The 19,036-nt window shown below is 71.9% G+C and carries 20 protein-coding genes and 1 riboswitch; of the genes, 6 read left to right on the plus strand and 14 right to left on the minus strand.

The window, feature by feature from the left end; all coding sequences use genetic code 11:
* From ACQ5BE_RS05550 to ACQ5BE_RS05560, 3 genes are all read right to left on the minus strand, one after another.
* Nucleotides 1-1,401: a bifunctional o-acetylhomoserine/o-acetylserine sulfhydrylase gene (locus ACQ5BE_RS05550; RefSeq protein WP_430295966.1), complete on the minus strand. Its 1,401-nt coding sequence runs from the start codon at nucleotides 1,399-1,401 to the stop codon at nucleotides 1-3.
* 13 nt (nucleotides 1,402-1,414) lie between these two features.
* Nucleotides 1,415-1,527, minus strand: a riboswitch (SAM riboswitch).
* 82 nt (nucleotides 1,528-1,609) lie between these two features.
* Entirely contained in the window at nucleotides 1,610-2,881 is a 1,272-nt protein-coding gene (locus ACQ5BE_RS05555; RefSeq protein WP_430295967.1) for a type II toxin-antitoxin system HipA family toxin, read from the minus strand.
* On the minus strand, nucleotides 2,878-3,108 hold the full coding sequence (locus ACQ5BE_RS05560) for a helix-turn-helix transcriptional regulator (protein WP_413250487.1): 231 nt from the start codon (nucleotides 3,106-3,108) through the stop codon (nucleotides 2,878-2,880). Before ACQ5BE_RS05560 ends, ACQ5BE_RS05555 begins: the two co-directional genes overlap by 4 nt.
* Nucleotides 3,109-3,254: 146 nt before the next feature.
* Between ACQ5BE_RS05560 and ACQ5BE_RS05565 the strand changes: the two genes are divergently transcribed.
* From ACQ5BE_RS05565 to ACQ5BE_RS05585, 5 genes are all read left to right on the plus strand, one after another.
* Nucleotides 3,255-4,013 (plus strand): phosphatase PAP2 family protein, encoded by a 759-nt coding sequence (locus ACQ5BE_RS05565; RefSeq protein ID WP_430295968.1) that lies wholly within the window; start codon nucleotides 3,255-3,257, stop codon nucleotides 4,011-4,013.
* A 6-nt stretch (nucleotides 4,014-4,019) separates the two neighbouring features.
* Nucleotides 4,020-4,655 carry a VTT domain-containing protein gene (locus tag ACQ5BE_RS05570; RefSeq protein ID WP_430295969.1) on the plus strand — a complete coding sequence of 212 codons (636 nt, stop codon included), beginning with the start codon at nucleotides 4,020-4,022 and terminating at the stop codon, nucleotides 4,653-4,655.
* A 118-nt stretch (nucleotides 4,656-4,773) separates the two neighbouring features.
* A complete protein-coding gene (locus tag ACQ5BE_RS05575; RefSeq protein ID WP_430295970.1) occupies nucleotides 4,774-5,460 on the plus strand; it encodes a response regulator transcription factor in 687 nt (228 codons plus the stop codon).
* Nucleotides 5,457-6,491, plus strand: a complete 1,035-nt coding sequence (locus tag ACQ5BE_RS05580; protein WP_430295971.1) for a sensor histidine kinase — start codon at nucleotides 5,457-5,459, stop codon at nucleotides 6,489-6,491. The genes ACQ5BE_RS05575 and ACQ5BE_RS05580 overlap by 4 nt, the downstream gene beginning before the upstream one ends.
* 47 nt (nucleotides 6,492-6,538) lie before the next feature.
* Complete coding sequence (locus ACQ5BE_RS05585) at nucleotides 6,539-7,177, plus strand: VOC family protein (protein ID WP_430296286.1); 639 nt, start codon at nucleotides 6,539-6,541, stop codon at nucleotides 7,175-7,177.
* A gap of 132 nt (nucleotides 7,178-7,309) precedes the next feature.
* On the opposite strand, the gene ACQ5BE_RS05590 is transcribed toward ACQ5BE_RS05585, so the two are convergent.
* Nucleotides 7,310-8,110, minus strand: a complete 801-nt coding sequence (locus ACQ5BE_RS05590) for a CPBP family intramembrane glutamic endopeptidase (protein ID WP_430295972.1) — start codon at nucleotides 8,108-8,110, stop codon at nucleotides 7,310-7,312.
* 83 nt (nucleotides 8,111-8,193) lie between these two features.
* Between ACQ5BE_RS05590 and ACQ5BE_RS05595 the strand changes: the two genes are divergently transcribed.
* Nucleotides 8,194-8,874 (plus strand): histidine phosphatase family protein, encoded by a 681-nt coding sequence (locus ACQ5BE_RS05595; protein WP_430295973.1) that lies wholly within the window; start codon nucleotides 8,194-8,196, stop codon nucleotides 8,872-8,874.
* Between the two features lie 6 nt (nucleotides 8,875-8,880).
* Here ACQ5BE_RS05595 and ACQ5BE_RS05600 read toward each other — a convergent pair whose 3' ends face one another.
* From ACQ5BE_RS05600 to gatC, 10 genes are all read right to left on the minus strand, one after another.
* Nucleotides 8,881-10,140: an amidohydrolase family protein gene (locus ACQ5BE_RS05600; RefSeq protein ID WP_430295974.1), complete on the minus strand. Its 1,260-nt coding sequence runs from the start codon at nucleotides 10,138-10,140 to the stop codon at nucleotides 8,881-8,883.
* Nucleotides 10,141-10,150: 10 nt separating this feature from the next.
* Nucleotides 10,151-11,290, minus strand: a complete 1,140-nt coding sequence (locus ACQ5BE_RS05605; protein WP_430295975.1) for an NAD(P)/FAD-dependent oxidoreductase — start codon at nucleotides 11,288-11,290, stop codon at nucleotides 10,151-10,153.
* Nucleotides 11,291-11,340: 50 nt separating this feature from the next.
* On the minus strand, nucleotides 11,341-12,573 hold the full coding sequence (locus ACQ5BE_RS05610; RefSeq protein WP_430295976.1) for a glycine C-acetyltransferase: 1,233 nt from the start codon (nucleotides 12,571-12,573) through the stop codon (nucleotides 11,341-11,343).
* A 57-nt stretch (nucleotides 12,574-12,630) separates the two neighbouring features.
* Complete coding sequence (gene tdh, locus ACQ5BE_RS05615; protein WP_413250478.1) at nucleotides 12,631-13,677, minus strand: L-threonine 3-dehydrogenase; 1,047 nt, start codon at nucleotides 13,675-13,677, stop codon at nucleotides 12,631-12,633.
* Nucleotides 13,678-13,725: 48 nt separating this feature from the next.
* Nucleotides 13,726-14,250: a hypothetical protein gene (locus ACQ5BE_RS05620; RefSeq protein ID WP_430295977.1), complete on the minus strand. Its 525-nt coding sequence runs from the start codon at nucleotides 14,248-14,250 to the stop codon at nucleotides 13,726-13,728.
* Between the two features lie 89 nt (nucleotides 14,251-14,339).
* Nucleotides 14,340-14,975: a hypothetical protein gene (locus ACQ5BE_RS05625; RefSeq protein WP_430295978.1), complete on the minus strand. Its 636-nt coding sequence runs from the start codon at nucleotides 14,973-14,975 to the stop codon at nucleotides 14,340-14,342.
* An 81-nt stretch (nucleotides 14,976-15,056) separates the two neighbouring features.
* A complete protein-coding gene (locus ACQ5BE_RS05630) occupies nucleotides 15,057-15,428 on the minus strand; it encodes a VOC family protein (RefSeq protein ID WP_430295979.1) in 372 nt (123 codons plus the stop codon).
* A gap of 106 nt (nucleotides 15,429-15,534) precedes the next feature.
* A complete protein-coding gene (gene gatB, locus ACQ5BE_RS05635; RefSeq protein WP_430295980.1) occupies nucleotides 15,535-17,043 on the minus strand; it encodes an Asp-tRNA(Asn)/Glu-tRNA(Gln) amidotransferase subunit GatB in 1,509 nt (502 codons plus the stop codon).
* Between the two features lie 14 nt (nucleotides 17,044-17,057).
* Nucleotides 17,058-18,602 (minus strand): Asp-tRNA(Asn)/Glu-tRNA(Gln) amidotransferase subunit GatA, encoded by a 1,545-nt coding sequence (gene gatA / locus ACQ5BE_RS05640; protein WP_430295981.1) that lies wholly within the window; start codon nucleotides 18,600-18,602, stop codon nucleotides 17,058-17,060.
* A gap of 3 nt (nucleotides 18,603-18,605) precedes the next feature.
* The gene (gatC, locus tag ACQ5BE_RS05645; protein WP_430295983.1) at nucleotides 18,606-18,902 is read right to left on the minus strand and encodes an Asp-tRNA(Asn)/Glu-tRNA(Gln) amidotransferase subunit GatC; all 297 of its coding nucleotides are present in this window, start codon (nucleotides 18,900-18,902) and stop codon (nucleotides 18,606-18,608) included.
* Nucleotides 18,903-19,036: the final 134 nt, after the last annotated feature.

Below are 19,036 nucleotides of genomic sequence, written 5' to 3' on the forward strand. Positions count from 1 at the left end.
TCACGCCACGGGCTCCGCGACCGGGTCGGCCCCAGCCTCCGAGGCCGCGCTGTCCTGGGCGGCGGAGGCCGCGGCGGCGAAGCCCTTCTCGAGGTCGGCCAGGATGTCGTCGATGTGCTCGATCCCCACCGCGAGGCGCACGAGGCCCGGCGTGACGCCGGCCGCTCGCTGCTGCTCCTCGGACAGCTGCGCATGGGTGGTCGACGCCGGGTGGATCACGAGGGAGCGCACGTCGCCGATGTTGGCCACGTGGGAGTGCAGCTCGAGGGCGTCGACGAACGCGGCGCCGGCAGCGGCGGGGGAAACCCCGGAGGCGTCCTCCAGCGCCAGCTCGAAGGAGACGATCGCGCCGGCGCCCTTGGGGGCGTACTTCTGGCCCAGCCCGTACCACCGGCTGGACTCGAGCCCGGCGTAGGCCACCGACGCGACGTCGGCGCGCTCCTCGAGCCACCGGGCCACCTTCTGGGCGTTCTCGACGTGCCGCTCGACGCGGAGCGAAAGGGTCTCGAGGCCCTGGGCGATGAGGAACGCGTTGAACGGCGCGACCGCGGAGCCGAGGTCGCGCAGGAGCTGGACCCGGGCCTTGAGGATGTACGCGAGGTTGGCCCCGAGGAGCCCGTCCGCGCCGAGGTCGCGCGCGAAAACGAGCCCGTTGTAGCTCTCGTCCGGCGTGTTGAAGCCCGGGAAGCGCTCGGGGTCACGGGCGAAGTCGAAGGAGCCGCCGTCCACGATCACCCCGGCGATCGCGGAGCCGTGCCCGCCGAGGTACTTCGTCGCGGAGTGGACCACGATGTCTGCCCCGTGGTCGAGCGGGCGGACGAGGTACGGGGTCGCGACCGTGTTGTCGATGATCAGGGGGACGCCGGCCGCGTGGGCGATGTCCGCGACCGTCTCGATGTCCAGGACGTTCTGGCGCGGGTTGGAGATCGACTCGGCGAAGAACGCCTTGGTGTTCGGCCGCACGGCGGCCTTCCACTCCTCGACGCTGTCGGGGTCCGTGACGAACGTGACCTCGATGCCGAACTTCGCGAAGGTGTGCTTCAGGAGGTTGTAGGTGCCGCCGTAGAGGCTCGCGCTCGCGACGACGTGGTCCCCGGACTCGGCGACGTTCAGGAGCGAGTAGGTGGTCGCGGCCTGGCCCGAGGAGAGCAGGAGGGCCGCAAGGCCGCCCTCGAGGCTCGCGATGCGCTGTTCGACCGCGTCCTGGGTCGGGTTGCCGATGCGGGTGTAGATCGGGGCCAGCTCGGCGAGGGCGAACCGCTTCGCGGCGCTCTCCGCGCTCGGGAACACGAACGAGGTCGTCTGGTAGATCGGGAGGGCCCGGGCCCCCGTCTCGGAATCCGGGGTCTGGCCGACGTGGATCTGGCGGGTCTCGAAGGACCACTCGGGGTTGCTGGACATAGCAAGCTCCTTTGCGCTGCGCTTGACCGGCGGCTCTCGCCGGACCAGGTCTTCACCCGGGGCACCCCACCGCATCAGGAGGGTTGCCGGCCAGCAAACCGGGGTTTCGCGCTGGCACTCATGACCTCTTCAAGAGTCTAGGGAACGCCGCGAAGGGGCAGGCAACTCTGTGACGGTCTGTGACCCCCTCACCCGCATGAGACTGCTGCTAGCCCTCCATGAGCCGGCGCCGGTGCCGCAGCTCCCTGACCCACGCCCGAGTCTGCGCGGGGGCGAAGGGCGAGGGGCCGCCGTCGTCCGCCTCGAGGGAGGCCAGCAGCGGGCCCGCCGCCCGGAGAGCGACGGCGAGCACCCCCTCGGCGGCGCGGGCGGGCAGCCCCAGCTCCCCCGACCACGCGAGGAAGTGGCGGCGGGAGATCCCGGAGCGCTTGCCGCCCAGGGGGAGGGCGAAGGTCCTGTCGCCGTAGGGGACGGTCGAGGGGATGTCATAGACCGGCGCGACACGCCACTCCCCCGGCGTCTCGGCCGTCGCGGGCCCGGGCGCGGTCCTGACGAGGGAGACGTTCTTGGCGTGGAGGTCCCCGTTGCCCGTGAGCCACGCGAAGGCCCCCTGGAGCACGAGGTTGCGCAGGGCCGGGAGCGGCGCCGCGCACCGGCGCGCCATCTCCGCGATGAGCTCGCCGTAGCCCACGTTGTACTTGTCTGCCGGATAGAGGCCGAACAGTTGGGAGCCGTCCTCGACCGCGAGCCGCACGGTCGCCGTCCCGGGCGCGCTGCCGGCAGGCTGCGGCGGCCGGTCGAAGCGCTCCACGAGGAGCCCGGCGCGGCCCGCGACGTCGTGGACGATCCTGGCCGTGCTCACCGGGATGCGCAGCCTGGCCGCGTGCCGGTACATGAGGTGCTCGTTCTCCACGACGTGCGGGAACTCGGGGGCGTTGAGCTTGAGGATGTACCGGCGTCCGGCCTGCGCGGCGGGCACCGAGATCATCCCCGCGCTGACCTTGTCCTGGACCCCCGCGAGCGCCTTCGGGTCCACGAGCGACGGGTCGTCGACGAGGGCAGCGAAGTCCGGCGGCCGGCGGGGGTCCAGCTCGACGGCGTGCTCCGGGCCCTCCGCCGGAACGCCGGCGCCCGTGTCGGCGGGCAGGGGCTCGCCGTGGGGGACGATCTGCACGTCGCCCACCGGGTCCGATCCGGCGGCCATGAGGAGGCCGAGCTCGTCGTCGGCGCTGGTCTTGACGGCGCGCCGCAGGGATGCGAGGCGGCGGCCCTCCGGGAGGAGGCCGGTGAAGAACGGCGGGACCGCGCCGGATCCGGTGTCCACGGGGCGGTCGGTGAGGGGCAGCGTCGTCGCGACCGGCTCGCCGCGGGAGGCGAGGTAGGCCGGGAGGTAGGAGAAGCGCGACCCGCCCTCGAAGCGCTCGAGCCGCGCCGCGAGGACGCCGGCCTTGTAGACGTCCGCGATGCGGTGGCGCGTCACGTGCCCCTCCTGCGGACCACGAGCTCGAGTCCGAGCGCGTCGAGGACGCCGAGCAGCGCGTCGAGCTGGATGCTGGGCTTGCCCTGCTCGACGAAGCGCACGAACCGCTCGCTCACCCCCGCGAGGTCGGCGAGGTCCTGCTGGCTCAGTCCGAGCGCACGACGCCGCCCCCGCACCTCTGCGGCGAGGGCGAGGCTCCCGGTGGACGAGGGGATCGGCACGTTCATTCCGTTTTCTAGCGTGAGCACCGGAAGGCTGTGAGTCAAGTCACGCGCCAGCGGACCCATCGGCACGATCGTTCCGTTCTCTGCGACCCGGAGCGCGCCTCCCGGTTCTTAGAACCGTCTTAGACCCCCCGGCGCACGATGGACCCATGACCCCACAGAATGACGCAGGACAGAACGGCGCAGGGCTCCGCGTCGAGCCGGTGCGCGAGCGTCCTGCCCGCAGCCGGCTCCTGGAGCTTCCGCAGCTCCGGCACTGGATAGCGGTGCCCTTCGGGATGAGCGTCATCGTGTTCGCGCTCGGCCTCGCCGCCATGACCCCGGCGTACCAGGCCTCCGAGCTCGCGATCGACCAGCGGCTCAGCACCGAGCACGTGGCCTGGCTCAACGCCGTCTCGCTCGCGATCGAGCAGATCCTCGGCCCGCGCGGGGCGATCGCGATCCTCCTGCTCCTGCTCGTCGGCCTGTGGGCGGTGCGCCGGACGCCTGTGGACGCGATCGCCGTCGTGGGCGTGACGGCCTTCGGCTGGGTCTTCAGCCTGATCTTCAAGTACGCGATCCATCGGCACCGCCCGGATCCGGGCCTGCTCGCCGACCCGCTCTCCCCCGACATGGATCCCAACAGCTTCCCGAGCGGCCACGTGTGCTTCGCCGTCTCGCTCACCATCGCGCTGTACTTCCTGCTCCGTCACCGACGGTGGAGCCCGTGGATCCTCGCGGCCGGCTTCGCGGTCTCGGCCTTCGCGGCGTGGACCCGCGTGTACGTCGGCGTGCACTACCCCATGGACGTCCTCGCCTCGTTCCCCGCCTCGATCGCGGGGATCCTGCTCTTCTCCGGGATCTGGAACCGTTTGGCCCCGCCGATCCTCGGGAAACTCCCCTTCATTGCCCGTCTCGAGAGCCGCTGATGCCCCATGCTTGATCCCACATCCCTCCTGTTCGACGCCGGCCCCTGGGTCCTCGGCGTCGTGGCCCTGCTGGTCTTCGTCGAGTCGGGGCTCCTGTTCCCGTTCCTGCCCGGCGACTCCCTCCTGTTCACCGTGGGGCTGCTCCACGCACAGCTCGGACTGAGCCTGCCCCTCCTCATGCTGGTCGTGGCGGGGGCGGCCGTCGCAGGGGACCAGGCCGGGTACCTCCTCGGCAAGTTCGTGGGGAAGAGGTGGTTCCGCGCGGACGCGAAGGTCCTCAAGCTCTCCTACCTCGACAGCGCCGAGGAGTTCTTCGGACGCTACGGCGGGAGGGCGCTCGTCCTGGCCCGCTTCGTCCCGATCGTGCGCACGTACGTCCCGCTCGTGGCCGGCATGGCGCACTACCCGTACCGGAAGTTCCTCGGCTGGAACGTGCTCGGGGGCGTCGCGTGGGCCGTGTCCATCACCCTGCTGGGCGTCTGGCTCGGCCATGTCGAGTTCGTCGCCAAGAACATCGACGTCCTGTCCGTGCTGATCGTCGCGGCGTCCGTCATCCCGATCACCATCGAGATCGTCCGACGGCGGCGCAAGGCCGGCCAGCCCGAGCCGGAGCCCGTCCGCGTCCGCGCCGACGAGGACTGACACCCCCCTTCCCTCTGGGGGTCACCTCCTGGGGGTCACCTCCTGGGGGTCACCTCCTGGGGGTCACCTCCTGGGGGTCGCCTCCTGCGAGTCACCTCCGCTTGGCACAATGGCAGCCATGGAGCCCAGACATCCGCGGACGGGGCCGCCCCGCGTCCTCCTCGTCGAGGACGACGGCCAGCTCGGCCCCCTCGTTGCCGAGCTTCTCGGCGACGCGTTCGCCGTCACCCTGGCCGCGGATGGCCGCGAGGGCCTCCGCCTCGCGCTGGGCGAAGCGTGGGATGCCCTCGTCGTCGACCGCGGGCTGCCGCTCGTGGACGGCGTCTCCCTCGTGAAGGCCCTGCGGGCGAAGGGCATCGGGACCCCGATCCTCATGCTCACAGCCCTCGGGGGGGTGCGGGACAAGGTCGAGGGACTCGACGCCGGCGCGGACGACTACCTGCCCAAGCCCTTCGACTCGGAGGAGCTCGCAGCCCGGCTCCGGGCGCTCACCCGCACCTACGAGGCGCCGCCGCCCGCGCTGCTGTCCGTCGGCGCCTGGGACCTCGACGCTGCGGCACGCGTCCTCACCTCACCCTACGGCGACCGGGTCGAGCTCTCCGCCGCCGAGTCCGCCCTCCTCGCGCACCTCGCCCGGGAGCCAGCGCGCGTCCACTCCCGGGCCGAACTCCTCGCAGCCGTGTTCGACGCCGGCGACACCCCCGGCGTCGTCGACACGTATGTCCACTACATCAGGAAGAAGACGCACAAGACCGTGATCAGGACCGTGCACGGGGTCGGCTACCAGCTCGGCGGCCTCGAATGAGCCCCCGCCTCTGGACCCCTCGACCGCCGCGGCGGCCCCTGAACTCGGACGAGATGGCGCTGCGGCGCGCCGCCCTGAGGGTGGGGACGCAGATCGCCGCGGCCGTCGCCGTCGTCGTCGTCGCGATGATTGCCGCAGCGGCGGTGTACGTCGCCGTCAAGTCCCAGCCCGCCCAGGTCCTCGCCCACCTCGAGCGGGACCAGCCGCAGGTCGTCCTCGACACCGTCGATGTCCTGCTCGCCCTCGTCGTCGGCGGGGTCGCGGGGATCGTGCTCGCCGGAGTGGTGGGCGTCCTGGTCGCGCGGCAGGCTGTGAGGCCGCTCGGCGAGTCCCTGGCGCTCCAGCGCCGGTTCGTCCAGGACGCGAGCCACGAGCTCCGCACGCCGCTGACGGTCATCGACACGCGCATCCAGCTCGCGCAGAAGCGTCTGGGTCCCGACAGCGAGGCCGCTGGGGTGCTCGCCGAGCTGCGCGGGGACTCGGCGAAGCTCGCCGCGGTCATCGAGGACCTCCTCCACAGCGTCTCCGGCGGCCCTGATGCCCCCAATACGCCCACCGACCTCGCTGACCTCGCCCGCGACGTCGTCGGCGACCTTGCCGTGGTCGCCGGAGACCGCGGGATCGCGCTCTCGGCCCTGGCCCCGAGCCACCCCGTGCCCGTAGCCGTTGCCCCCGCACCGCTGCGGCGCGTCGTCGTCGCCCTCGCCGACAACGCGCTCAAGTACACGCCCGACGGCGGCAGGGTCACCGTGGCCGTGCGGGTCGCCGAAGGCGGGCGCGGCCCGGGAGGCGCGACGGCGGTGCTCACCGTCGCGGACACCGGTCCCGGGATTGCCGGACCGGCCCCCGAGCGGGTGTTCGAGCGGTACGCCGGCAGCCCCGCCCCCGCGCCGGGCGGGAGGCGGAGCTTCGGGCTCGGGCTTGCCCTGGTACGGGACATCGCCGTGCGCAACGGGGGCTCGGTGCGCATCGCGCAGACCGGGTCCGGCGGCACCACCATGGAGGTCTCCCTGCCCCTCGCCGCTACTTAGGCGAACCTAAGCTGAGGCGCCGATCACAAAGTGGCACCATGACTTCCATGCGTATGGACCATGTTTCTTATGCCTGCGAAGCGGACGGTCTGCTGGCCACGACGGAGCGGATCGCCAACGCCCTCGGTGTCGAGGCCGTCAAGGGCGGGGTCCACCCGCGTTTCGGTACCCGCAATATGATCATTCCCCTCACGGACCACCACTATCTCGAGGTCGTCGAGGTCCTGGACCATCCGGCGTCGGACAAGGCGCCGTTCGGCCAAGCGGTCCGCGCCCGCAGCGCCGCGGGCGGGGGCTGGATGGGCTGGTGCGTCGAGGTCCGGGATCTCGCGCCGTTCGAGGAGCGGCTCGGGCGCCAGGCGGTTCCCGGCAACCGGAAGTTCCCCGACGGGCGCGAGCTCGTGTGGAAGCAGATCGGCATCCTCGGGCTCATCGCCGACCCGCAGGTCCCGTACATGCTCAAGTGGGAGGGCGACCCGTCCCTCCACCCCTCGAACGCCTACCCGGCCACGGTGCGGATGAGCCGGCTGACCATCGCCGGCTCGGCGGAGCGCGTCACCGAGTGGCTCGGCGAGCCGGTCGAGAAGCCTCTCGAGGACGTCGAGGTCGAGTGGGTCTCCCCGAAGGGCACCCCCGGCATCATGTCGGTCACCTTCGAGACGGCGAAGGGCGCCGTCACGATCTGACCGGAGCACCGGAGCACCGGACGACGGGGGCGGACAGGACCCCGCAAGGGACGGGACAGGACCCCGCAAGGGACGGGACGGGACCCCACAACGTTTGCGGGGTCCGGTCCCGCTCGTTGCGGGGTCCCGTCCCTACCCCAGTCCCATGGCCTTGCCAGCGACGCTGAAGCCCACGAACGCGACGATGTCCAGCAGGGCGTGCGCGATGACCAGCGGCATGACCCGCCCGTACCTGCGGTACACGAAGGCGAACACGACGCCCATCACCGCGTTCCCCACGAACGGCCCGATCCCCTGGTACAGGTGGTAGCTGCCGCGGAGGAGCGCGCTCGCCGCGACGGCCGCCGGTGCCCCCCATCCCAGCCGCCGCAGCCACCCGAGCATGAACGCCACGACGATGACCTCCTCCACGAGCGCGTGCCGCACGGCCGAGAGGATGAGCACCGGGACCGTCCACCAGTACTGGTCGAGCCCGCTGGGGATGATGGCCGTGGTGATTCCCAGCACTCGCCCCGCCCAGTAGAGGCCGAGGGACGGGATCCCGATCGCGAGGAACAGCCCCGCGCCCCACAGCCAGTCCCGCCCCGGGCGGGCGAGGTCGAGCCCGAGGCGCGCGAACGGCGTCGTCCATCTGGCGGCGACGGCACCCCGGCGCGCCGCCGCGTCCCACACGAAGTAGAGCACCAGCGCCACGGGCACGAGCGCGAAGAGGATGTCGAGCAGCTGGTAGGTGAGGTCGAAGTACTCGCGCGAGTTGAGGGACCGGTTGAGGGTGGAGGTCCCCTCGGACAGCGGCGCGCGGGTCGCCTTGTCGATCAGCTGCACGACCGAGTAGACGGCCGACTGCCCGAGCGAGAGCCCGAGGACGATGAGCAGCTGGGCCCGCCAGCGGGAACGGGACGCGGAACGGACGACGGCGGGTGCTTCCGGCATGCACCCTATCTTGCCTGCCGTCGCTGGGCGCCTCCTGCAGGTTGGACGCCTCATGCAGGGCGGCTGGCCTACGCTGGGGTTCCATGAGCGCGCCGCGGCAGATCATCATGGTCCGGCACGGCCATTCGGCCGCCAACCTGGACACGAGCATCTACGAGCGCGTCCCCGACTACCGCATACCCCTGACCGAGCAGGGCGTCGACGAGGCGCGCCGGGCGGGCCGGCAGATCCGGCGCCAGCTCGACGGCGAGCAGGTCCGCGTCTACGTCTCGCCGTACCTGCGGGCCTACCAGACGCTCGAGGCCCTGGGGATCGAGGACCTCACCGACAGCGTCGTCGAGGAGCCGCGGCTGCGGGAGCAGGACTGGGCGAACTACCAGGTGCCCGAGGAGATCGAGGAGCAGAAGCGGCTCCGGGACACCTACGGCCACTTCTTCTACCGGTTCCGCGACGGCGAGTCCGGCAGCGACGTGTACGACCGCGTGACCGGCTTCATGGAGACCCTCTACCGCCACTGGGCCAGGCCGGCCTACCCGCCGAACGCGCTCCTGATGACGCACGGGCTGACCATGCGCCTGTTCTGCATGCGCTGGTTCCGCTGGACGGTCGAGTACTTCGAGTCGCTCAACAACCCCGAGAACGCCGGAGTCCACACCCTCGTCCGCCAGCCCAGCGGGCGGTACCGGCTCTCTCCGCCGTTCAGCCAGTGGGCGCCCCGCACGACCCGGGACACCGTCGTCGAGACCACCGTCGACGAACTGTAGCGCTGCCTACCGCAGTCGCCGCCCCGCCCGCCAGACGGCGTGGGTGAGCGGCATCCCCGGCCGGTAGGGGAGGTGCGTGGCGGAGGGCGCGTCGAGCACGTGCAGGTCGGCGCGGTGCCCGACGGCGATCGACCCCACCGCCCGCTGCCCGTCCTCGTCCGGGCCCGCATGACGGCGCAGGGCGAGCGCGCCGCCGAACGTGGCCGCCCGCACGGCCTCCTGGACGGAGAGCCCCATCTGGAGGACCGCGGTCGTGACGCAGAAGTTCATGGAGCTCGTGTAGCTCGTGCCGGGGTTGCAGTTCGAGGCGATCGCGATCTGGACGCCGGCGTCGAGGAGGGCCCGGGCCGGGGCGAGGGGGGCGCGGGTCGAGAGGTCGCAGGCGGGCAGGACGGTCGCGACGGTGCCGGCTGTCATGACCGTGCCAGCGTCTCCCGGTGATCCCGCCGCGGCCCACCCCTCCCATGTCCCGGCGAGCGCCTCGAGATCCGCCTCCTCGAGGAAGTTCACGTGGTCCACGCTCGCGGCGCCGACCTCGACGGCGAGCCGTACCCCCGCCCCGTGGCCGAGCTGGTTGCCGTGCACCCGGAGCCCGAGCCCGGCGTCGCGGCACGCGAGCAGGACCCGCCGCGACTGCTCCTCGGTGAAGGCTCCCCGCTCGCAGAAGACATCGGCCCAGCGCACGTGCGGCCGCACCGCCTCGAGCATCTCGCCGCACACGAGCTCGGTGTACGCGTCCGGATCTGCCCCCGCCGGGACGAGGTGCGCCCCGAGGTAGGTGACCTCGTCGGCGACCCCGCCCGCGAGGACGGCGCTGCGCCGCTCGTTCTCGACGTCGAGCCCGTACCCGGTCTTGGTCTCGAGGTACGTAGTCCCTCCGGCGACGGCCTCCGCGAGGCGGGCGGCGAGCAGGCCCCGCAGCTCGCCGTCGGACGCGGCGCGGGTGGCCGCCGTCGTGACCCCGATGCCGCCCGCCGCGTAGGCCTGGCCGGCCATGCGCGCCTCGAACTCGGCGGTCCGGTCGCCGGCGAAGACGAGGTGCGAGTGCGAGTCGACCCAGCCCGGCAGGACGGCGCGGCCGCCGGCGTCGTACCGCTCGTCGGCGGCGGGCGCGGCCGACGACCGCCCCACCCACGCGATCCGCTCGCCCTCGAGCACGACGGCGGCGCTGCGGATGACGCCGGCGGCCTCGCCCGAGCCGGGGCTCGCCTCGCCCGTGAGGTGCTGGGTGGACAGCTCGCCGATGTTGTCGATGAGGAGGGTCATGCCTCCATCTTCACGTCCGGACCGAGAGGCGGTGCGGATCCAGGGCCCGCTGTGTCTCCGATACCGGACTCGCGCCCGAGCGGAGGGCATCGGGGCCCGCCAGCAGCGCGGCGGCGGCGTCCTCCGCGAGGGCCGAGGAGGTCTGGAAGCCGTAGCCGCCCTGCCCGGCCAGCCAGAAGAACCCCGGACCCTCGGGGTCGAAGCCGAGCACCGGCAGCCCGTCCTTGGGCGAGGTCCGCAGCCCGGTCCACGCCTTCACGATGCCGGTGACCCTGAGGTCGGCGACAGACCTGATGAGGTCCAGCGTGGCCTCGATGTCGCCGGGGCGCGGGACGGCGTCCTCGGCCCGGCTCGGCTCGGCCTCGCTCGGGGAGACCAGGGCTCCGGCCTCGTCGGGGCGGAAGTACCACGTGTTGTCCGCGGCGGCCACCATGGGCAGGTCCGGATCGAGCGGCTCGGCGAGCGAGACGAGCGCTGCGGTGCGCCGGTAGGGCTGGAGGCCGAGTCGCTCGACGCCGAAGAGGATGGCGAGGTCGTCCGCCCACGCGCCGGCGGCGTTGACCACGTTGGCGGCGTGGAAGCCCTCGGCGCCCGCGCCCACGAGCCAGCCCTCACCGACCCTCTGGGCCGTGTGGACGGGCGAGCCGACCTGGATCTCGACGCCGCCGGCGCGGGCCCTCTCCTCGTGGTAGGCCAGCAGCGCGGCAGCGTCCACGCGGACGGAGTCCGAGTCGAGGGCGGCGGCCTCGAAGGCGTCCTCGCGGAGCTGGGGTACGAGGGTGCGGGCCTGGTCGCGGCTCAGCGGCTGCATACCGGCATGGGAGGCCTGGCCCACGTCCGCCCAGGTTCCCACGAGCATGAAGCGGCTGGGCCACACGAGCGGGCGGCCCCCGGCCGCGGAGCCTGCGTCCGCCGCTCCCGCGAGCTTGGCGAGGGTGCGGCGGGTGAGGTCCTGGACGGGCGCGGGGCCGTAGCTCGGGATGAGCTGCTGCGCCGAGCGTGCTGACGTGTGGTACGCGAGGGAGGGTTCCGCCTCGACCAGCGCGACGCGGCACTTGCCGGCGAGCTCGGAGGCGAGGGAGAGGCCGGCGATGCCGCCTCCCACGATGAGGACGTCGACGTCATGGGTGCTGTTCGTGGTAGCGCTCATGGCCTCACTGTAGCCCGCGTGTGACGCGGCCCACAGGGGGCCGATGGACTCTAGCCAGCCCCTGGCCCCTGCCCGGCGACCGCCTTGCGGGCCGCGGCGAACGCGTGCACGGCCGTCTCGACGTCGTCGGCGGTGTGGGCGGCGGAGAGCTGGACACGGATCCGGGCGAGGCCCTTCGGGACCACCGGGTACGAGAATGCCGTCACGTACACCCCGTGGGCGAGCATCTCGGCGGCGATGCGTCCGGCGAGTGCCGCGTCGCCGAACATGACGGGCACGATCGCGTGCTCGCCGGGAAGCAGGTCGAAGCCCTCCTCGCCCATGCGGCGCCGGAAGAGGGCCGCGTTGGCGAAGAGCCGGGCGCGCAGTTCGCCGGACTCGGCCACGAGATCGAGGGCGCGCAGGGTCGCGGCGACGATCGCGGGGGCCACCGAGTTGGAGAAGAGATACGGCCGGGCCCGCTGCCGCAGCATGGCGACGATCTCCGCGCGCCCCGAGACATAGCCGCCGGAGGCCCCGCCGAGGGCCTTGCCGAACGTGCCCGTGTAGATGTCGACCCGGTCCGAGACGCCTGCATGCTCGGGCGTGCCGGCGCCGGTGGCGCCCATGAAGCCCACGGCGTGCGAGTCGTCGACCATGACCATCGCACCGTACTTCTCGGCGAGGTCGCAGATCTCGGCCAGGGGCGCGAGGTAGCCGTCCATCGAGAACACACCGTCGGTGACGACGAGCACCCGGCGCGCCCCGGCGCCGTCGTGCATCGCCGCGGCCTCCTGGAGGCGGGCCTCGAGCTCGCCCATGTCCCGGTTGGCGTAGCGCAGCCGGGCGGCCTTGCAGAGGCGGATGCCGTCGATGATCGAGGCGTGGTTGAGGGCATCCGAGATGACGGCGTCCTCGGGGCCGAGGAGCGCCTCGAACACGCCGCCGTTGGCGTCGAAGCAGCTCGAGAACAGGATCGTGGCCTCGGTGCCGAGGAACTCGGAGACCCGGCGCTCGAGGGCGAGGTGGGCGTCCTGCGTGCCGCAGATGAACCGCACCGAGGCCATGCCGAACCCGCGCTCATCGAGGGCCTGCTTGGCGGCCGCGATGAGGTCCGGGTGGTCGGCGAGGCCGAGGTAGTTGTTGGCGCAGAAGTTCAGGACCTCCCCCGCTGGCTGTCCGAGGTTGCCGGCCTGGATGTGGGCCGACTGCGGCGAGTCGATGTGCCGCTCCTCCTTGAAGGTCCCGGCGGCGCGGATCTCGTCGAGCTCCGCGGCCAACTGCTCCCTGATTCCTGCGAACATCTCTTCTCCCTGTCCCCTCGTCCCGCCGGTCCTCGTCCCGCCGGCCCTTCGTCCCGCTCAGACGCCGGACCAGTCCAGCACCACTTTGCCGCCCGTGCCAGAGCGGGCGACGGCGAACCCCTCCTCCCAGCGCTCGGCCGGGAGGACGTCGGTCACCACCGAGGCGACATGGCGCCGCAGGACAGGATTCGAGGACAGCATGGCACTCATGGCGTACCAGGTCTCGAACATCTCCCGGCCGTAGATCCCCTTGAGCGTGAGCATGTGCGTGACGACCTTGCCCCAGTCGATCTCGGCGGCCTCGGCCGGCAGGCCCAGGAGGGCAATCCGTCCGCCGTGGTTCATGTTCTCGATCATCCCCTGCAGCGCGGCGGGACGCCCGGACATCTCGAAGCCCACGTCGAAGCCCTCGAGCATGCCGAGCTCGCGCTGGGCCTCGGCGACGGTCATGCGCGAGACGTCGACCGCGAGGTCCGCTCCCATCTGCCGCGCCAGGTCCAGCCTCTGGGCCGAGACATCGGTGATGGCGATCTTCCGGGCCCCAGCGTGCCGGGCGACCGAGATGGCCATGAGCCCGATCGGCCCCGCCCCGGTGATGAGCACATCCTCGCCGACGAGCGGGAAGCTGAGCGCCGTGTGGACGGCGTTGCCGAACGGGTCGAAGATCGCGCCGAGTTCCGGCGTGACCGACGGGTCGTGGTGGACCCAGGCGTTGGCCTCGGGGATCACCACGTACTCGGCGAAGGCCCCGTCGCGCTGCACGCCGACGCTGACGACGTTGATGCACATCTGGCGGCGGCCTGCCCGGCAGTTGCGGCACATCCCGCACACGATGTGGCCCTCGCCCGAGACGCGGTCCCCCACCCGGACCTCCCGCACGTCCTCGCCCACCTCGACGACCTCGCCGTAGAACTCGTGCCCCGGCACGAGCGGGGTGACGAGCATCGACTGGGCGCTCGCGTCCCACGCCTGGATGTGGAGGTCCGTTCCGCAGATCCCGGTAGCGAGCACACGGATCTTGACGTCCGCGGGCCCAGCCTGCGGCTCGGGTCGGTCGGTGAGCTCGAGGCCGGGCTGCGGGCCGGGCTTGTAGAGGGCCTTCATGGGCCCATTCAAGGGCAGAAGGCGGGTCAGGACAACGGGGACGCGCGGTCAGCGGAGCCGGTTGCGCCCTGCGGCGCGGACTCCCGGGCTGCGCTGCGGCGCGATGAGCACGAGTGCCGGGTAGGTGATGAGTGCGAGGGCCACGTGCATGAGCACGAGCACGCCGACGGCCGCCGCGGGCTGGCCCTTCAGGAGGATCCATGCGTCGGGCGCGAGGCCGGCCAGCGTCACGGCGACGGCGAGCCACAGGAAGGGCTTCCACGCCTTGGAGGAGAGCCAGGCCATGGCCGGCCAGGCGAGGCACGCGAGCACCACCCCGGCCACGGTCAGCTTCGTGTACTCGCCGAACTGGAAGTGCTCGTAGCCGGCCAGGTCCGGCATTGCGGCGACGGCAGCGGCAGCGAGCGCTGCGCAGGCCATGACGGACCCGACAATCGCGACCACGCTCGCGACGACGAAGCGTGCGAGGGAGGGCTGGCGCCGCCCCTTCGGGAAGTCCAGGTCGAAGGCGCGCGCGGCGCGTTCGGCCAGAGGGTTCCGAAGGGCTCGGGCGGTGGGGTGCTGCTCGGACACGCGGTTCCTCCTGGGACGGGCTCAGACGAAGCAGTCCCAGACTAGGAGCGCGGTTCTCAGAGGCCTCTAAGAATCGGTCTACGCGGGCGTCAGGAGGAGACCGAGCCAGTTGCCGACGGGCTGGGCGACGGCGACTGCGGCTGGGCCGGGCTGCTGCCGTTCTGGTGCTTCATGTGGCCCTTGCCGTTCTGGCCGTTCTGGCCGTTCTGGCTGCCCTGGGCGGGGAACGGACCCTTCATGACCTGCTCGGCGGTGTCCGTACTCCCCGCGCGCAGGGCGCGCACCGCCACCTCGTCTCCGACCTTGAGGTCCCCGGCGGTCAGCGCGGCGCCCTTCTGGCCCGCAGCGTGGATCTTGGTGTCGCCGTTGAGGGTGTAGGAGTGCTCGTACCCGTCCTCGCTCTTGACAGTGAGCTTCGTGCCCGTGGCCTCGGTGACGGTGCCGCGCTGGGAGAGGACCGTCGCGAACGTCCCGTCGCTCTTCTTGACCGTCATCTCGCCGTGGAGGCCGCCCAGGGCCAGGCCGCGCCCGAAGGCGTGCCCCTTCCCCTGACTGCCCTGCCCCTGATTGCCCTGTGAGGGTGCCGAGCCCTGCGAGGGCGCGGATGGAGAAGGCGACGGCGTCGAGGCGGCCCAGACTGCGGCGCCGCCCCCGCCTGCCAGCCCGAGGGCGAGGGCTCCGATGACGATGCCGCGGCGAACGCGATGTGGCGTGGTAGAACTCATGACTCCATCTTGCGCCCATGGGACCGGAAGCTGTGCGGAACCCGTGGCAACTGACAGGAAACCACTAGGAGCGTCACAGGTTCAGTTCTCGAAGAGGCAGAACGGGTGGCCGTCCGAGTCGAAGAACACGAGGACGTCGTCCTGGGGCTGGTGGTCGGCCCTCCGCGCGCCGCACTCCTTCGCGTGCGCGGCCGCCTTCTCGAGGTCGTCGACGAGCAGGTCGAGGTGCATCATCATCTGCTGCTTCCCGGGCTGCTCAGGCCAGACGGGACGCTCGAAGTCCTCCTCGAACTGGAACGAGAGCTTGGGCCCGCCGGCAGGGTTGAGGACCGTGGCCCACTCCCTCTCGTCGTCGCCCAGTTCCCAGCCCAGCAGGTTGGCGTAGAAGCGGGCCGCAGCCTGGGGATCCGGGGTGCCGAGGACGGTGGCGTGGTACTGGATGAGCGGCGACATGGGGCCACCCTACGCACGAGGCGCCCCGCGCCGGAAGGTTCCGAAGTCCCTTCCGGTGCGGGGCGCCGTCGTGCGCTGTTCCCGGAACAGTGCCGGGTGGGCGCGGCTACGCGTTGACGCCGAGCCTCTCGAGGATCAGCTCCTTGACGCGGCCGGCGTCGGCCTGGCCGCGGGTGGCCTTCATGACAGCGCCCACGATCGCGCCGGCGGCCTGGACCTTGCCGCCGCGGATCCTGTCCGCGACCCCCGGCTGCGCGGCGAGCGCGGCGTCGATCGCCTCGAGGAGCGGGCCGTCGTCGGAGACGAGCACGAGCCCACGGGCCTCCATGACCTGGGTCGGGGTGCCCTCGCCGGCGATGACGCCGTCGAGCACCTGGCCGGCCATCTTGTTGTTGAGCTTGCCGCCCTCCACAAGGCCGTTGAGCTCCACGATCGCGGCGGGAGCCACACCGAGGTCGGCGGGGTCGACGTCGGCGGCCTTGGCGCGGCCTACGATCTCGCCCATCCACCACTTGCGCGCGGCCTGGGGTGTCGCACCGGCGGCGATCGTCTCCTCGATCGACTCCACGACCCCGGCGTTGACCACGTCGCGGAACTCGGCGTCCGCGTAGCCCCAGGCCTCCTTGAGCCGCTTGCGGCGCTCGGCCGGGGGCTCGGGCAGGGACGCGCGGAGCTCCTCGACCCACTCGCGGCTCGGGACCAAGGGCACGAGGTCCGGCTCGGGGAAGTAGCGGTAGTCGTCGGCGTCGCTCTTGGGGCGGCCGGCCGTCGTCGTGCGCGTGTCCTCGTGCCAGTGGCGCGTCTCCTGGGTGACCTTCTCCCCCGCGGACAGGACGGCGGCGTGGCGCTGGATCTCGAAGCGCACGGCGTGCTCCACCGACCGCAGCGAGTTGACGTTCTTCGTCTCCGACCGGATGCCGAACTGCGTGGCGCCCTTGGGCATGAGCGAGACGTTCGCGTCGCAGCGGACATTCCCGCGCTCCATGCGGGCATCGGAGACGCCGAGGTTCTTCACGATCTCGCGGATCGCCGAGACGTACGCCTTGGCCAGCTCCGGCGCGCGGGAACCCGCGCCGACGATGGGCTTCGTGACGATCTCGACGAGCGGCACGCCCGCGCGGTTGTAGTCCACGAGGGAGTACTCGGCGCCCTGGATCCGGCCGGTCGCGCCGCCCATGTGGGTGAGCTTGCCGGCGTCCTCCTCCATGTGCGCGCGCTCGATCTCGACGCGGAACACGGTCCCGTCCTCGAGCTCGATGTCGATCCAGCCGTCGTGGGCGATCGGCTCGTCGTACTGCGACGTCTGGAAGTTCTTCGGCGTGTCCGGGTAGAAGTAGTTCTTCCGCGCGAACCGGCAGGACTCGGCGATCTCGCAGTTGAGCGCGAGGCCGATCTTGATGCTCGACTCGACGGCGGCCCTGTTCACCACGGGCAGGACGCCGGGCATGCCGAGGTCCACCTCGTTGACGTCGGAGTTCGGCTCGTTGCCGAACACGTTCGGCGCCGAGGAGAACATCTTCGTCTTGGTGTTCAGCTCGACATGGACCTCGAAGCCGAGGACCGGGTCGAAGCGCTCCATGGCCTCATCGAAGGACAGGATCTCGTCAGATGACATCTCTCGTTCTCTCCTTAGAGGGCCGGGGCCTGGGCGAGCAGCGGGCCGCCCCACTGCGCCTCGAGCAGGGATTCGAGCGCCGCGCCGACGCGGTACAGGCGCGCGTCCTCACGGGCGGGGGCGAGGAGCTGGATGCCCACGGGCAGGCCGTCCTCCTCCGCGAGGCCGCCCGGCAGCGACAGGCCCGGGACGCCGGCCATGTTGGCCGGGATGGTCGCGACGTCGTTGAGGTACATGGCCAGCGGGTCGTCGAGCTTCTCGCCGAGGCGGAACGCCGTGGTGGGCGCCGTCGGGGAGATGAGCACGTCCGCCTGGGCGAACGCGGCGTCGAAGTCGCGCTGGATCAGCGTGCGGACCTTCTGCGCCGAACCGTAGTAGGCGTCGTAGTAGCCGGCCGAGAGGGCGTAGGTGCCGAGGATGATGCGGCGCTTGGCCTCGTCGCCGAACCCGGCGGCGCGGGTGGCGCCCATGACGCGCTCGATCGTCATGGGGCCGTCCTGGGGCAGGACCCGCAGGCCGTACCGGACGCCGTCGAACTTGGCGAGGTTGGAGGAGACCTCGCTCGGCATGATGAGGTAGTAGGCACCGAGGGCGTACTTGAAGTTCGGGCAGGACACCTCGACGATCTGCGCGCCAGCGCCCTTGAGCAGCCCGAGCGCCTCGTGGAAGCGGCTCTCGACGCCGGCCTGGTAGCCCTCGCCGCCGAGTTCCTTCACGACGCCGATGCGGAGCCCCTCGAGGCCTCCACCGGCGGCGCCGGCCCTCGCGGCAGCGACCAGGGTGTCGAACGGGTCGGTGAGGGACGTCGAGTCGAACGGGTCGTGGCCGCCGACGAGCTCCTGGAGCAGCGCCGAGTCCAGGACGGTGCGCGAGACGGGGCCGATCTGGTCCAGGCTCGACGCCATGGCGATCGCGCCGTAGCGGGACACCGCGCCGTAGGTGGGCTTGACGCCGACCGTGCCGGTGACAGCCCCGGGCTGGCGGATCGAGCCGCCCGTGTCGGTGCCGAGGGCCAGCGGGGCCTCGAAGGCGGCGACGGCCGCGGCGGAGCCGCCCCCGGAGCCGCCGGGGATGCGGTCCAGGTCCCACGGGTTGCGGGTCGGCCCGAACGCCGAGTGCTCGGTGGAGGAGCCCATGGCGAACTCGTCGAGGTTGGTCTTGCCGAGGATCGGCAGCTTCGCAGCCCGGATCTTCTTGATCACGGTCGCGTCGTAGGGGCTCATCCAGCCCTCGAGGATGCGGGACCCCGCCGTCGTGGGCTGGCCGACCGTGACGATGAGGTCCTTGATCGCGATCGGGACACCCGCGAGCGGGTGGAGGGCGGCGGCGTCGTCCCCGCCGGCGGCGCGGACCGAGTCGACCTCGCGGGCGACGGCGAGCGCCTCCTCCGTGTTGACGTGCAGGAACGCGTGGACGCCGCGCTCCCCGCCGTCAACCTCGGCGATGCGGTCGAGGTGCGCCTGCGTGACCTCCTCGGAGGAGACCTCCTTGGCGGTGAGCCTCTCGGCGAGGGCCGAGGCGCTGGACGTGATGAGGTCGCTGAGGTTCTTCTCGCTCATGGCTTACTCCTCCCCCAGGATTGCGGGGACCTTGAAGAGGCCCTCGTCGGAGTCGGGGGCGCCGGACAGCGCCTCGGCGGGGGTCAGGACGTGGCCGACGACGTCCTCGCGGAAGACGTTGCTCAGCGGGATCGGGTGGCTCGTGGCCGGGACGTCAGGCCCGGCGGCCTCGCTCACGCTCTTGACGGCGTCGACGATGTGGGCGAGTTCGCCCGCCATCTTGTCGAGCTCCGTGTCGCTCATCTCGATCCGCGCGAGCTGCGCGAGGTGCGCAACGTCGTCGCGAGTGATCTCAGCCATGGATCTCCCTGGGTGGGTGGTGACAAAGGTTCGCGGTCCAGTCTAGTCGCGGGCCGGTGCGGGCGACGGCGGTGCCTCCCACGCACAGCCTCCCCACGCCTGAAGGTCACCTCCTGTTGGCCAATGTGCGGACA

Origin of the sequence: Sinomonas sp. B1-1, assembly GCF_050474465.1 — a bacterium.
Taxonomy (GTDB): Bacteria; Actinomycetota; Actinomycetes; order Actinomycetales; family Micrococcaceae; genus Sinomonas; species Sinomonas flava.